The 14,653-nt window shown below is 63.4% G+C and carries 14 protein-coding genes and 1 pseudogene; 6 read left to right on the plus strand and 9 right to left on the minus strand.

Features of this window, described 5'->3' with window-relative positions; genetic code table 11:
* Positions 1–295 precede the first annotated feature (295 nt).
* The 3 genes from VEI45_RS04760 to VEI45_RS04770 all read left to right on the plus strand — a co-directional run bounded on the left by VEI45_RS04760 (position 296) and on the right by VEI45_RS04770 (position 2,272).
* The gene (locus tag VEI45_RS04760) at positions 296–982 is read left to right on the plus strand and encodes a hypothetical protein (RefSeq protein WP_324850623.1); all 687 of its coding nucleotides are present in this window, start codon (positions 296–298) and stop codon (positions 980–982) included.
* Complete coding sequence (locus VEI45_RS04765) at positions 979–1,611, plus strand: hypothetical protein (protein ID WP_324850625.1); 633 nt, start codon at positions 979–981, stop codon at positions 1,609–1,611. The genes VEI45_RS04760 and VEI45_RS04765 overlap by 4 nt, the downstream gene beginning before the upstream one ends.
* Before the next feature lie 133 nt (positions 1,612–1,744).
* A complete protein-coding gene (locus tag VEI45_RS04770) occupies positions 1,745–2,272 on the plus strand; it encodes a hypothetical protein (RefSeq protein ID WP_324850647.1) in 528 nt (175 codons plus the stop codon).
* Positions 2,273–2,300: 28 nt separating this feature from the next.
* Here the strand turns inward: VEI45_RS04770 and VEI45_RS04775 are convergent, their stop codons facing one another.
* From VEI45_RS04775 to VEI45_RS04815, 9 genes are all read right to left on the minus strand, one after another.
* Positions 2,301–4,034: an MCE family protein gene (locus VEI45_RS04775; RefSeq protein WP_324850627.1), complete on the minus strand. Its 1,734-nt coding sequence runs from the start codon at positions 4,032–4,034 to the stop codon at positions 2,301–2,303.
* Complete coding sequence (locus VEI45_RS04780) at positions 4,035–5,396, minus strand: MCE family protein (protein ID WP_324850629.1); 1,362 nt, start codon at positions 5,394–5,396, stop codon at positions 4,035–4,037.
* Positions 5,393–6,817 (minus strand): MCE family protein, encoded by a 1,425-nt coding sequence (locus tag VEI45_RS04785; RefSeq protein WP_414687398.1) that lies wholly within the window; start codon positions 6,815–6,817, stop codon positions 5,393–5,395. The genes VEI45_RS04780 and VEI45_RS04785 overlap by 4 nt, the downstream gene beginning before the upstream one ends.
* Positions 6,814–7,932, minus strand: coding sequence for an MCE family protein (locus tag VEI45_RS04790; RefSeq protein ID WP_324850633.1), 1,119 nt, complete (start codon positions 7,930–7,932; stop codon positions 6,814–6,816). Before VEI45_RS04790 ends, VEI45_RS04785 begins: the two co-directional genes overlap by 4 nt.
* The gene (locus VEI45_RS04795; protein WP_324850635.1) at positions 7,932–8,960 is read right to left on the minus strand and encodes an MCE family protein; all 1,029 of its coding nucleotides are present in this window, start codon (positions 8,958–8,960) and stop codon (positions 7,932–7,934) included. The genes VEI45_RS04790 and VEI45_RS04795 overlap by 1 nt, the downstream gene beginning before the upstream one ends.
* Positions 8,957–10,144 (minus strand): MCE family protein, encoded by a 1,188-nt coding sequence (locus VEI45_RS04800; protein WP_324850637.1) that lies wholly within the window; start codon positions 10,142–10,144, stop codon positions 8,957–8,959. Before VEI45_RS04800 ends, VEI45_RS04795 begins: the two co-directional genes overlap by 4 nt.
* Before the next feature lie 12 nt (positions 10,145–10,156).
* On the minus strand, positions 10,157–11,023 hold the full coding sequence (locus VEI45_RS04805; protein WP_324850639.1) for an ABC transporter permease: 867 nt from the start codon (positions 11,021–11,023) through the stop codon (positions 10,157–10,159).
* A gap of 13 nt (positions 11,024–11,036) precedes the next feature.
* On the minus strand, positions 11,037–11,846 hold the full coding sequence (locus tag VEI45_RS04810; protein ID WP_324850641.1) for an ABC transporter permease: 810 nt from the start codon (positions 11,844–11,846) through the stop codon (positions 11,037–11,039).
* Between the two features lie 160 nt (positions 11,847–12,006).
* On the minus strand, positions 12,007–13,212 hold the full coding sequence (locus VEI45_RS04815) for a CoA transferase (protein ID WP_324850643.1): 1,206 nt from the start codon (positions 13,210–13,212) through the stop codon (positions 12,007–12,009).
* A gap of 415 nt (positions 13,213–13,627) precedes the next feature.
* Here VEI45_RS04815 and VEI45_RS04820 point away from each other — a divergent pair, with 415 nt between their 5' ends.
* The 3 genes and pseudogenes from VEI45_RS04820 to VEI45_RS04830 form a co-directional block, all read left to right on the plus strand.
* Positions 13,628–14,329: an SDR family NAD(P)-dependent oxidoreductase gene (locus tag VEI45_RS04820; RefSeq protein ID WP_324850645.1), complete on the plus strand. Its 702-nt coding sequence runs from the start codon at positions 13,628–13,630 to the stop codon at positions 14,327–14,329.
* 30 nt (positions 14,330–14,359) lie between these two features.
* Positions 14,360–14,539, plus strand: a pseudogene (locus tag VEI45_RS04825) (SDR family oxidoreductase); the annotation flags it as partial.
* Between the two features lie 9 nt (positions 14,540–14,548).
* The coding region (locus tag VEI45_RS04830; protein ID WP_324850649.1) for a ferredoxin at positions 14,549–14,653 on the plus strand (105 nt) is incomplete at its 3' end.

Here is a 14,653-nt window from a genome sequence, read left to right on the forward strand (position 1 = left end):
TGCGCCGAGGACCATGTGCGGGGCGACGCCTGGGGTGCAGTCCGGATAGTCGCAAACAGTCGGACCGGCGGCAGCAGTCGGCGGCATCAACGCGCCGACTCCGATCAGCGCAGCAACCACTGCCACGATGAGACGCACCGAGACAGTTTTGCACAGGCGATAAGAAAATTCTCCCGTTCGGAGAAGGTCGCGCTCGCCACGTGGCGGACTGCTCGTTGCGCACCCCCATGGCCCGTCCGGCCAGCGATTTTGAAGTGATAATGTGATTCTCCGTGCCAGCGACAGCCCGGGGCCAGTGACCGATTCCGACGCCGACCCAGCGACCACCGAAGCTCCAGCCTGGCTAGCGGAAGCAGAAGAAGAGGTCTCCCGCGCGGAGGCGCGCGCCGAGGCGGCCCGTGCCCGCGCGGCGGAATTACGCCGGCAGGCCGAAGGCGACGCCGACGAAACCGAGCCGGCTCCCGCACGGTCAAGGCGATGGCGGCAACGGCGGGTCCGTCGCCCCGGTAAGAAAGCGGCGGGCATCTGTGCCGCGATCCTCATCGCCGCATCACTTGCGGTGAGCGGTTACATGGTCTGGCAACACCTCTCACTCGTGCGTGAGCACAGGCACGCCGCGGAGTTCGCCGCGGCTGCGCGGCGCGGGGTCGAGATGATGATGTCGATTGACCCCGACCACGCCAAGGAGAACGTGCAGCGCACCATCGATGAGACGACGGGCCCGCTTAAGAGCCAGCTGGAAGCGACGGCAACCTACATGATTAAAAGTGCACAGGATGCGAAGGTCACCACCAAGGCCACCGTGGAAGACGCCGCAGTGGAGTCGATGACGGACAATTCGGCAGTCGTCTTGGTAGTCGCGAAATCCGACACCGCCAATCCCGATAAGTCGAAACGGCCGCCGGTCTTCTGGCGGCTCAGTGTCAATATCGATCGGGACGGCGGTCAGCTCAAGACGTCGAAACTCGATTTCGTCCAATGACTTCCGAGCAAAAGTCGCCACGCGACGATGCCGAGACCGCACTTGAGGACCCGGAATCGCCGACTGATAGCACGGAGGCTCCTTCCCCCGGCGACGCGCGTCCCAGCAGAATGGCCGCGATCAGCCGGGTGACCGCCCGGTGTCTCGAGCAGTGGCGTTCAATTCTCTTCGCGGCGTTGGTAGTTGCTGCGATGGGGCTGGCTGTCGGCTTGTTCTTTTTCCAGTACCGTCCGGACCGACAGATCGACAACGCCGCAGCCCACCGGGCTATCCAGGCAGCTTCAGACGGTGCCGTCGCGTCGCTCTCGTACTCGACCGACAGTATGGATCGTGACTTCGCTAACGCGAAGTCGCATCTGACCGGGGAGTTTCTTGCCTACTACGACAAATTCACCAAACAGATCGTCACGCCGGCGGTGCGAGGGAAGCACATCGCGCAGACGGTCACGGTGGTTCGGGCGGCCGTATCCGAACTGCACCCGGACTCAGCCGTCGTGCTGGTGTTCCTCAACGAGACCACCACGAGCAAGGACAAGCCACAACCGCTGACAACTCCGAGCAGCGTGCGAATAACGCTCACGAAGGTCAACGGTTCCTGGCTGATCTCGAAGTTGGATCCATTCGGATGACCGTATCTGGCATTCGTTCGAACCCTTACCCGGCCGGTAGCGCCGGTGCTATTCTCATCGCACGAGAACGCCGCTACCGGTGTCGTCAAAGTCGCATGGGCATTGTCGGTTAATGCCCGTCGAGGAGCACACGATGCGTTCAGCTGGAACGATTACTACCGCGATACTGTTGGCTGCCAACGTATTCAGCATTTTGGGTCCGGCATCCACGGCCCGAGCAACCACGAAGGAAGACGTCGCGATCAACGGCACCTACCGCGCGACGTCAAACGGCAATTGGGCCAAGATCAATGACCAGTACAACTACGAGCCGACAGTCGTCGCCACATGGAAAATCAGCTCCTCTTGCACCAATTTTCAGGAATGCAACGGCACGCTGACCAGCGACCAGGGCTGGACGGCGCCTGTTTACATGGTTGACGGGCTAATGTGGTACGTCAAACACGACGTGCCGAATTGGGAGCGGTGCCAAGACGGCACCGCGTTCACAGGGAAGCAGACCTACTATTTCTATCCAGTTGATCCCGAGGGTAGTGGTGAATTCAAAATCGGATCGCCGGTACTGACCGGGAAGGACAAGACGATCGGCCCGAGTGGCGCCTGTGGGCAAAACCAGTGGCTTGGTATCGAACTGCCGCTGCGGCTGGACAAGATTGGCTAATTGGCTAACTAGCCAGCCTGTAGCACCTTTAAGTCGGAAATAGGTCCTGCCACTTCTTGGGCGCGGTCGAGGTTGCCAGATCCGACTGCTGGTACAACTTCCCGTCCGGAGCGACATAACGACCGGTGCGCGGATCGTACGGGGCGACCGCGACCGACGGCGCGGGTCGAGATGCCTTGGCCCCGAACGAGCTTGGATGCGCCTGCGGCTGTGTACCATTGACCCGGTCGGGTGGTGGCGGACCCACCGGCGGTGAGGGCGCCGCGGCCGGCGGCGGGGCGGGCGCGCCCTGCGCGGGGACGTCGAGTGGCGCTATCGGCGGAAAGTCCGCGGCCTGCGTCGACATGTTGGCCGAGAGCGACGACGGCGCCGGCGGTGCGGCTGCGCCCATCGTGCCCGGTGGTGGATTCGCTCCTCGCGGCCCGGCGGGTGTTCCCCGCGGGACGGCTCCCGGTGGCAAAGGTGTTCCTTCGATCGGGCCGAAGATTCTTCGGTCGGCGGTGACCCGGTCGTCCGGCGGTATGCCCTGGGACAGCAGGTTGGGATCAATGGGGGAAGGGCCCAGGACATGCTGGCGCATTGCCAGCGGCATGTATGGCTTGTCGCTGTTGCAGATTTCGACGGTGGGCGCGCGCTTTCCGGGGTGCCCCATGCAGGGATAGTTGCGGGCACCGCGAACCGAAAGCGGTGAATCCTGCGGCAGTTTGCAGTACAACCCGTCCGGCGTGTCGATGTCGGTGAGGTCGGACGGGGATCGCCATTGGCTGGCCGGCAAGAAGCCGACCGTGCAAATGGGCGGATCGTCGATCGTGAGTGCGAAGTCGCCCCTGGACCAACCGTCGGGATGGTTGAACGAGGCGGCCGTTTGTATGTAGGCATCGGACGGCGGCAGCAGCACCAGCAGCTGCTCCAGCGAGGCGTGGTAGGTGACGCCGATCTGCCCGATGGTGGTGAGGTTGGCAAGCAGCACCGGCAGCGTCGGTTTGATTTGCTCGAAGAGCCGCGATGCCTCGTCCGCGGCGCCGGGACCGTTTTGCAGCACTGTGCGAACCCGGGAATCGTCGGTCGCCACCACGTCGGAAATCCCGGCTAGGCTACGCGCCCAGGTGCGAACGGAGTCGGCGGTCTTCGCCTGCGAGTCCAGCAGCGGCCCAGTGTCTTCGGTGAGGGTTCGCGTGCGGTCGACGACGCTGTTCGCGTCGGCGGAGATTCGCGAGGTCGAGTCGGACAACGATCCCAGATCGTATCCGGCCCCGTTGAAGGCTTGGAACGACTCGTCGAGCAATTGGCCAATCTTGTCTTTGGGAAGGCTTTGGATCAACGCGTTCACCTGATCGAGCAGCGGTCCGACCGCTTGCGGAATCGTGGTGTCACGCATGGCAATAACCGACCCGTTGCGCAGATACGGCGCCGAATCGGTTCGTGGCCGCAAGTCCACATACTGCTCGCCCACCGCGGATACGCTCAGCACATCGGCGTGCAGGTTCGCCGGGATCTTGGGCGAGGTGCCGAGCGACAGCGTTGCTTTGGCGCCGTTCGCGGTGAGCGCCACCGCGGTGACCTTGCCGACCTGCACTCCGCGGTAGGTCACGTTGGAGAACCGGTACAGGCCACCGGTGGCCGGCAGCTCGAGAGTGACAGTCATCCGGCCTATGCCGAGCAGGGTCGGCAGCTGGATGTAGAAGAGGACCATCGCGATGATCCCGATGATCCCGACGATCGCGAAAATCGCCAGCTGAATCCGGACGAAACGCGTCAGCATCTATCCGCCCCCTCCTGCCGTCGGGAACCCCGGCGGCGGGCCAGGATTCGGCCCAGCCGGCAGTGGGGCTGGCGGCGCGGCGGCCGGCCCCGGTAAGGGACCAAACCCCGGCGGTGGAGCCGCGGGTCCCGGTAGCGGAGCGCTGAATTGGAGAGACTGCTGAGGCGCCGGCGGCGGAGCTTGGGGGCCAGCCGGCGGAACGCCAGGCGGCTGCGGCGGGCCGGGTAGCGGCGGTGCCACGGGACCGGGCGGCTGTGCGGCGCCGGCGCGCAACGGATCATATGTGTAATTCAGGTAATAGGGTTCCCCAGGCGCCGGTACCTGCCCGTCCCCCAGTTGTCCCCAGTGGGTCCCAAGGAACAGTGCACTCTTGAGCTTGGGAATCGTGATGTCGAACTGGAAATGCAGGTTGAAGTAGTCGCCTCGAACGGCTCGGTCGACGAAGTTCTGGGTGAACGGGAAAACCGTCGAGTACGCGATCGCCGCGTCAAGCCCCGGTCCGACGTCGGCGAGCGCGCGGACTGTCGGCTCCAGGTTTTTCAGATTCTTGACCAAGTCGGCCTGAGTGTCGTTGATCAGCCCGGTGGCGGTGTTGCTGAACACCCGCAGGTGATCCAAAGCGGCCGTCAAGCGGGGCCGCTCCTTGATAAATACCTCGAGCGCGGGCGGTACCTTGCGCAGCGCCTCGGTGAGAACGTCGCGCTGTCCTGCGAATGTCTCGGCAAGCCGGTTCAACGCCTGGATCGACGTAACGATGTTGTCCCGCTGCTGGTCCAGTGTCCCCACGAAAGTGTCGAAACGGTTGATCAAATCGCGAACAGCGCCCTCACGCCCGGACAGCGCGGCGCTGAAATTGTGGATGATCTCTCCGATCTGCCCCAGCCCCCCACCGTTGACGACGAGCGCCAGCGACGACAGGGTTTGCTCCGTCGAGGGATAGGTCGACGACCGATTCAGCGGGATGGTGGCGCCCGGGCGCAGCCGTCCGGTACCGGGTTGGCCAAGCGGCGGGTTGAGCTCCACATGCATGGATCCCAGCAGGCTGGTCTGGCCGACGCTGGCCACCACGTTGGCCGGGATGACGACACCGCGCTTCACCGAGATCTCGACGTCGGCGTGCCAGTCTTTCACCGTCATCGGGCCCACGCTGCCAACCACGACGTCGTCCATCATCACCGGCGAATTCGACTCCATCGTCAGGACGTTCGCAAGCTCGACGTGATAGATGTCGGCGCCCGCTCCGCGCCCCACCGCGCCGGGCAACGGAAGCGAGTTGAGGCCGTGGAAGGCGCACCCGGTGGCGGTCAGCGCCACGCAGGAGCCGATGGCAAGTACCCGGCGGACCGGCAGTCGGCCCATCATGGGTGTGCCCCTTCCGCTGGCAGCAGGGGTGGCGGGGGCGCTGGCGTCGACGGCGGCGGCGGCAGTGGCATCGCCGCGCCCGGTATCCGCCCGAAGGGTACCGACGGTGCCGGGCCGTTCGGAACGGGATCACCCTGCAGCCCCGTGTACGCCGACACCGCGGGCGGGATCTCGGGCGGTCCGGGCTTCGGACCCTCGCCGCCAGGTGCCAGGCGCGGTTCGCTGTAGACCACGTTGGCCGGGTCTACCGACTTCTGGAGGAACGGGTTGATGGGGATCGGCGACTCGTTGAAGTTGAGCAGCCGCAACCCGGGTCCGATGAACAGCGCGCACAACTTGCCCGATTCGGTCGCGGTGACGTTCTCGACGGTTTCGGTTACCCCGCAGCCGGGCACCGGTAGCCCCGCGGGGGAAAGAACCAGACCGGACTGCACGGGATTGGCGAAGTCCACGATCCCGAACCCGCCCACGATGGTTCCGGTGTCGGCGTTGTAGTCGTTGAAGAAGTTGCTGAGCGCGTTCGGAGCGCCGTGCAAGATGTTCTCCAGCGCCATGTGCTGGTCGACGAGAGGCTGGATGGCATCGCCCAATCGGGCAATCTGTTCACTGGTTTGGTCGCGGGTTTCGGCGATGAATCGCTGCACCTCACCCACTGCCGTCGACAGATCGGTTAACGCCGCGTCCAGGTCGGATCTGCTGTCGTTGACCACGCTGGTGAGTGTGGCCAGCCGGTCGTTGAACTGCACGATCTGGACGTTGCTGTCGCGCAGTGCGGTGACGAAGGTCTGCAGATTCTTGATGATGTCGACGATGTTGCCGCTGCCGTTGGCGAGGATGCGCCCCACCCCGGACAGTTGAGCGAGCGTTTGCCGCAGCTTGTCGCCATTGCCATCTAGCGCATTGGCGGCGCTGTCGACGAACCGCGCGATCGACGGCGTCGACACCTTGCTGTTGGGACCCAAATCCGTTGCCAGCCGCATCAATTGGGTTTTGACCTCGTCCCACTCGATGGGCACGGCCGTACGTTGCACCGGTATCACCGCCCCGTCCGCCATGACCGGGCCGCTAGTCCGGTAGGCGGGAGTGAGTTGGACGTAGCGGGCAGCCACCAAATTCTGGGTGACGATGACGGCTTTCGCGTCCGCCGGAATCGGCACATCGTGGTCGACCTTGAGGGTCATCTTTGCCTGCGTGCCCGCGGGCTGGATGGACTTGATCGTGCCGACCTTGACACCAGAGACCCGCACCTGATCGCCCGGGTAAATCGCGGTGGCGGTGGTGAAGTAGGCGGTGATGGTTTTCGGGCCAAAGAAGATTCCCCGGACGAGCGCGACCGCGCCGGCAATGAGAAGCGCTGCCAGGATCAACGCTCCTACGGCCGTGAGCCTGTTACGCGGGACCCGCGGCATCCGGGAGATCATTGCCCCCCTCCGATCCGTCCGCCCAACGTACAGCCAGGGCACGGTGGCATGCCGTTGTACGGGAAGGGCACCAAAGCCCGCGGTACCGGTGACGGGAAGCCCGGACCGCGTGCGGTGTCGAAGGTGCGGAATCCCCAGAGGTAATCGAGGAACGGTTGGAAGAGTTGCGGGACAAGGAAGTTCGGGACGAACGCTGAGTAGGCGTACATGTTGGAGATAGCCTCACCCACCGTGATCTCAAATTTTTTGAGACCCGGCAGTGCCTTGTTGATGTTGTCGCGGTTCTTTTCCAGCATCGCGGTCACCGAATTCAGCTTCTCCAGCGCCGGCGCCAACTTGCTTTCGTTGTCGTGCACCAATCCGGACAGCTGCTTGGCCACCGTCGAGGTGTTGGCCAGAAGCGAGACGATCTCTTGTCGGCGCGTCACCAACACCTGAAGCAGATCGTCGGAGTTCAGGATCAGCTTGTTGACCTGTTGGCTGCGTTCGGACAGGATTCCGGTGACATCGCTAGCGCTCTTGAATAGCTCGCCCAGGGATTGGTTGCGGCTGTTCAGGCTTCGCGATAACCGGGTGACCGCGTCGAAGGTGGGCCCCAACTGTGGGGCGATCTGGTTGAGCGTTGCTGACAGCGTGTCGAGTGACTGGTTCAAGGTCGCGGTGTTCGTATCGCCGGCGTACGACGTGAAGTCGCTGACCGCATCGGTCAGCGAGTACGGCGAGGAGGTACGGGATATCGGGATGACATCCAGCGGATGCATCATTCCGCTACCGGCCGACTCCAGGGTCAGCACCCGTTCGCCCAGCAGTGTGCCGGTGCGGATGTGCGCGCTGGTGTCCGTTCCGAGCGGAACATTGCCTTTCATCGTGAACGTGACCAGCGCATCGCCGTTGCGCAACGACACATTCGACACCGTGCCGACTTTGATTCCCGACACCGTCACCGCATTGCCCGGGGCAAGGCCGCCGGCTTCGGAAAACAACGCCTGGTATCGGACGTTGGTCCCCAACGACACAATCCGATCGGGCGACAGACCCACCAGGATCAGCAGCACGATCAAGACGGCGCCGATGAAGCCCGCCTTAATCAGCCCAGTTCCGCGATATTTCAACATCAGGGTTCCTGACACCTCTTTGCTTCGGACCTGAACCAGGGGGCCACCACCGTCTTGCCTTGCAGATCGGTGCCACGAATGGTGAACTCGCAGATGAAGTACGGGATGGTGGCACCGAATACGCCGAGCCGGACCAACTTGCGATAGTTCTTCGGCGCCTTCTGCAGCGCGGCGTCGAGGCGGTCTTTGTCTTGATCGAGTATCGGGGCCAGCCGACCGAGCTGCTCGATGGTGCCGGACAGCGGTGGCCTGGCGTTGGTCAGCAGATCTGCCAACGAGGCGGTTCCGTTGCTCAACGCGTCGATCGCGGGGGCGATGGTGTCACGGTCGTCAGACAGACCCGTGACCAGCCGCTGAAGGCGATCGATGGCGCCGGAGAACTTGCCGCCGTCCTTGTCGAGGGTGGCCACCACGGTGTTCAGGTTTTCGATCAGCTGCTGGATCGTTTGGTCGTTGTCGGCCAAAGTATTCGAGAACGACGTCGTCTTGGCGAATAGCGACTGCAAGGTGCCGCCCTCGCCCTGGAATACCTGCAACAGCGCTGACGAGAGCGCATTGACATCTCGCGCATTCAAGCCCTGAATAACGGGTTTCAGTCCGCCGAGCAGCAGGTCTAGGTCAAGCGCCGGCGCGGTGCGGCCCACCGGAATCTGACCCCCGGCCGGCAGCCGCCTGGTCGAGCCCGGCCCGTCGACGAGGTCGAGATAACGGTCACCGACCAGGTTGAGATAGCGAACTGCCGCCTTGGTGCCGTCGGTGAGCACGACGCTACGGTCGGCGTCGAATTTGACCACGACCTTCTTGTCCGGCTGCAGCGAGATGCCGTTGACGGTGCCCACCCGGATGCCAGCGACCCGCACCGAATCTCCGGTCTTCAGTCGTGACGCATCGTTGAAGACCGCCGAATACCCGGTTACCGCACCCGTGCGGTACTGGCCGAAAATGAAGAACAGAAACGCGGTCAGCATCGCCATCACGACGGCGAAGACACCGAACTTTATGAGGGTCGCGCGCAGTGAGCCCCTCATCCGGGGTGTCCGATCTGAGCGGAGTTGCGTGGCGGGCCGACGATGGGCCCATACAACAACTGTTTGAGCAGATCGGAGTTGATCAGCAACTGCGGGTTCCCGTACACCACCGGGTTGGCACCAGTATCTGCGACGAGAAGCTTCGCATTGGTGTCGAACGGGAGCTTCGGAAGGCCCAGGCACTGCGGGCCGCCCGTCGCCGCGACCTTGGGCAGGTTAGTCGGATACCGATAACGTTCGGCCCCGAACGTGAGACTCGAGATGATATTGATGCTCGGGTCCGACAACGGCGGAAACTTCCTACTCTCTGCCAAACCCGCGAAACCGCACCACAGCGCTTTGTTGTACTCGTTGGTCAGATCAGTGGTTGGCACCAGTAGATGTAGCACATCCGTCAACGGCTTCCGGTTGGCGGATAGCAGGTCATTGCCGACGTCGGCCAGACCGATCGCGCTGACCAGCAGCGCGTCCAGGTTGTGTTGCTCGTCGACGAACGTCTGGCTGATCCTTGCCGAGTTAGCAACGGTTTTCACCAGGGCTGGCGACGCGTCGGCGTAGGCGTTGGCCACCGCCGGTAAGACCGCGATGTCGTGGCTCAGCGCGGGAAGGCTCGGATCATACTTGGCCAGAAACGAATCCAGATCGCTGAAGGCCTGACCGATCTTTTCTCCCCGGCCGCTGAGCGCCTGCCCGATAGCCCCAAGGGTCTCGTTGAGCTTCGCTGGGTCGAGCGTGCCCAGGACCGCTGTCAGGTGCTGGAACACCGTGTTGATCTCGACCGTGACATGTTCGCTTTCGAGCACCTGGCCGGCGCGCAGGGACTGCGCCGACGGTTCCGCCGGCGGCACCAGGTCGACGAACTTGGCGCCGAAAACCGTTGGCGCTGTGAGGTCGACGAGCACATTGGCCGGAATCAGGTGCATGTCGGCGGGATACATCGCTAAGTGCAGGACGGCTTGACCGTTCGAGCGTGACTCGATCGAATCGACCTTGCCCACTTGCACGCCGCGCATCTTCACCTTTGCGTCCTTGTTCATCACCAGGCCGGCCCGCGGCGAAAGCACAGTAACCGGCACGCTTTCGGTGAAGCTGCCCTGGAACAAGCCCACCGCGACGGCGACGATCGCGGCGATAACAGCCACGGTCGCCAGACCCATCAGTGCGCGTGTCCCAGTGTGTTGCATCGAGTCCTTTCCCTATCCCGAGAGGTTGAAGTTTCCGTTCGAGCCGTAGATCGAAAGTGAAACCAGCAGCGTTACCGATACCACGACGATGAGCGAGGTGCGGACCGCATTGCCCGTTGCGACCCCGACGCCCTCCGGTCCACCTGATGCGTAATACCCGTAATACGTGTGCAGTAAAAGAACGGCGAGCGCCATCAAGACGGCCTGCAAAAACGACCACAACAAGTCGATCGGGTTCAAGAACGTATTGAAGTAGTGATTGTAGAGGCCGCCCGATTGGCCGAACAGGACAACGGTGGTGAATTGGCTTGCCAGGAACGACAAAATCACGGCAATGCTGTACAGCGGAGTGATCGCGAGCATCCCCGCGACGATCCTGGTACTGACCAAGTAGGAAATCGGCCGAATCGCCATGGCTTCCAGCGCATCGATTTCTTCGCTGATCCGCATGGCGCCCAGTTGCGCAGTCACGCCGGCACCGAAGGTGGCTGCCAAGCCGATCCCGGCGACCACCGGCGCCGAAAGGCGGACGTTGATGAATGCCGCCAGGAACCCGGTTAGCGCTTCGATGCCGATATTGCCCAGGGAGCTGTACCCTTGCACCGCAAGCGTGCCGCCGGCGGCCAGCGTCAGGAATCCGACGATCACGACCGTTCCACCGATCATCGCCAATGTTCCTGCACCCATGCTGATTTCAGCAACCAGACGGATGATCTCCCGCCCGTAGCGGGTGATCGCGAAAGGTATGCCGGCAATCGCCTTGCCGTAGAACAAGGTGTGGTCGCCTATCGCGCTGAGGGTGCCAACGGGCCTGCGCCACTGGCCGAGCGCCCGGAACGACCGCGGATAGGTGGCTCTCAGCGACTTCACTGACGTCATGGCATCTGTCCCATCACTTCGTCGTGAATCGGATGCCGATTGCGGTGACGACAACGTTGACGACGAACAACGCCATAAACGCGTACACCACGGTTTCGTTGACTGCGTTGCCCACCGCCTTGGCGCCCCCGCCAGAGACTGTCAGCCCGCGGTAACACGCCACCAAGCCGGCGATGATGCCGAACAGGCAGGCCTTGACGCACGAGATGATCACCTCGGGCACACCGGTCAGCAGCGTGATCCCGGCGGCGAACGCGCCCGGGTTGACGTCCTGCACGAAAACCGAGAACGCATAGCCGCCGACGATCCCGATGATGACGACCAGACTGTTGAGCAACAGCGCGACCAGACCGGCCGCGAGCATCCGGGGGGTCACCAACCGCTGGACCGGGTTGATGCCCAGCACCTCCATCGCGTCGATCTCCTCGCGGATGGTGCGCGAGCCGAGGTCCGCACACATCGCCGTCGCACCGGCGCCGGCCACGATCAACACCGTCACCAGCGGGCCGACCTGGGTGACCGCGCCGAACGCGGCACCCGCACCACTGAGATCCGCGGCGCCCAATTCACGCAACAGGATGTTGAGAATGAAGCTGACGAGAACCGTGAACGGAATGGCCACCAACAACGTCGGAGCCAACGACACGCGCGCGATAAACCAGGACTGCTCCAGGAACTCTCGCGCCTGAAACGGTCTGCGGAAGGCAAACCTGATCGCGTCGGCCGACATCGCGAAGAGCCCGCCGACGGCCTGCATTGCACCCGAGAAGCCGCTCGGAAAGCTAATACCCGAGGACCAGCGCTCCGCCCCCTTAGTCGCCATCGCTGCCCACCATTCTCACGCCAGTCGCTCCGTCTCGTTCGCGTGAGTTGGCGCACCCAATAACGCGGGCCGGACAATCCCCACTTTGTGAAGCGTCCGGCGATTATGACTCATGCCGCGTGCGGCGGGAGTGGAAATTGACAACCGAGGTACCTCCGAATTAAGTGACGGCACCGATAGTTTTGAGCTCGATGATGCGGTCCCAGTCGAGTCCGAGCTCCATCAAGATTTCGTCGGTCTGCTCAGCGAACCCGGGAGCCGGCCCCGATTCGGGTGCCGCCACGTCGAATTGCACCGGGTTGGCGACCAGCTCGAGTTCCCCTGCCTGCACCACATATTCGTTTGCCCGGATCTGAGCGTCGTTGGCCGCCTGCAAGGTGTCCTGCACCGGTGCCCACGGTCCGGCCAGCGTCGCGAAGCGTTCACTCCATTCCGCGAGACTGCGGGTGCCGATCGCCTTGGTGAGGATCTGGACCGCCTCCGCGGTGTTGGCGGCGATGTTTTCATCGGTGTCGAACCGCGGGTCGTCTGCCAGTTCGGGTTGGTCGATGTGGCGGCACACGTCGGCCCAGAACTTGCTGGCCTGCATCATCACAAAGGAGATGTAGCGATCGTCGGATGTCGCATAGAGCCCCACCAGCGGGTTGATCGGCGACCCGTGCACGCCGGGTGGGAAAGCCTCCATCCGCTGCCCGAGATGCACCGTGAGTGCCACCGTGTGTCCGAGCGACCAGAACCCGCTGCCCAGCAGCGAAACGTCGACGATCGACGGTTTGCCGGTCCGCTCGCGTTTGAGCAACGCCGCCGCGATCCCGCCGGCCAGATTGGTGCCCGAGATGGTGTCGCCGTAGGCGGGTCCGGGCGGCCCGACCATGCCCTCGGTGCCGGGAGGGGTGATGGTGGCAGCGGTTCCGGCCCGACACCAGAACGCAGTCATGTCGTAGCCGCCTTTCTCCGACTCCGCGCCGCGCGGGCCCAGCGCGCTGCCCCGGGCGTAGATGATGTTCGGGTTGACCGCGCGGATGTCGTCGACGTCGATGCCGAACTTCATCCGGTGTCCGGGCAGGAAGCTGGTCAAGAAAACATCCGAGCGGCGCGCCAACTCGTAGAGCACTTCTTTGCCTTCCGGTACCGACATATCCAGGCCGAGGCTGCGCTTGAGCCGGTTGGCATGCTCGATGTTCGGATTGGGATCGCCCTCGACGCGCAACAGGCCGGTCTGCCGCAGACCACGCTGCGGGTCACCGGTCACGGCGTGTTCGACCTTGACCACGTCCGCGCCCCATTCGGCCAGCACCGCGCCCGCCGACGGGACGAACCCGTACATCGCGACCTCGAGAACGCGGATGCCTTCCAGCGGCCCCATCAGGCCACTCCCGCAACAGGCACGACGACGCGGTCGGTGCTGACGAGCCGACCGTCGATCAACAACCGTCGGTCGGGGTGAGGCTCAGACCCGCTGTCCGACCCACACGTCGATGGGCTATCACCCACGGTGGTCGTCGCGGTGTCCTGCGATGGCATTCCGGTCTCCTCGACACCTGGATAATTTCATTCTCACCCCGGGCGAATCTTACATTCCGGGTACGAGAATTCAACCGAACTGAAGAAACGAGACTGCCATGCTCACAAGGGTTTCAGGCACCCTGAATTCCCAGCATCTTTGCAGGAAGAACGGGGTTTCTGGTCCGCCTTGCGAGTGGCTGCAACATGAGAGTAGGGTTCTCATAATTGGAAGGGAGATTCTTTGTGGCTGAGACCCTCTCTGCCGGGGTGCACGCGTGACCACAGCCGTCGTCACCGGGGGTGGTTCCGGAATCGGCTTAGCCGTCGCTGAGCGACTCCGCAGGGACGGCTACCAAGTCGCGACCGTCGACCTCAAGCCGGCTGAGACGCAATTTGCGTTCACCGCCGACGTGACCGACCGGTCGCAAGTGGACGCCGCGCTCGCAGCCGTTCGCGAGCAACTGGGCCCGGTCACCGTTCTGGTCAACGCCGCGGGCCTGGACGGCTTCAAACGCTTCAACCACATCGCGTTCGAGGATTGGCAGCGGCTGATCGACGTCAACCTCAACGGGGTCTTCCATATGATCCAGGCGGTGCTGCCCGACATGCTGGAGGCCGGCTGGGGTCGCATCGTCAACATCTCCTCGTCGAGCACCCACTCCGGGGCTCCGTACATGGCTCACTACGTGGCGGCCAAATCCGCGGTCAACGGGCTGACCAAATCGTTGGCCCTGGAGTATGGGCCGAGCGGCATCACGGTCAACGCGGTACCGCCGGGCTTCGTCGACACCCCGATGTTGCGCAAGGCCGCGGAAGACGGCTACCTCGGTGACATTGAGAAGACCATCGCCGCAACGCCGGTGCGCCGGATGGGTAAGCCGGAAGACATCGCCGCGGCCTGCGCCTTTCTCGTGTCTGAGGAGGCCGGCTACATCACCGGTCAGATACTCGGCGTCAACGGCGGCCGAAACACCTGAAAGGATGATCTGTTGGGACGCGTTGAGGGAAAGGTTGACGCCGAGCCGGTTTTCGGTGTCCAGCAGGCGATGAAGATTCCTTACGTCGAGCCGGAGGACATCAGCAATGCCGTGCTGTGGCTGGCCTCGGATGAGGCCCGATATGTGACAGGTATGCAGCTGCGCGTCGACGCGGGCGGATACCTCAAGTGGTACGACTACCGCACGTAGGGGAAAGTTGTGAAAGTTCGGGTTGATTCGGATCGCTGCCAGGGGCACACGCTGTGCTCGATGATCGCACCGGATTCCTTTGTGCTTGACGATATCGAAGGCCATTCGTCGGCA

It is taken from the genome of Mycobacterium sp. (genome assembly GCF_035623875.1).
In the GTDB taxonomy this organism is placed as follows: domain Bacteria; phylum Actinomycetota; class Actinomycetes; order Mycobacteriales; family Mycobacteriaceae; genus Mycobacterium.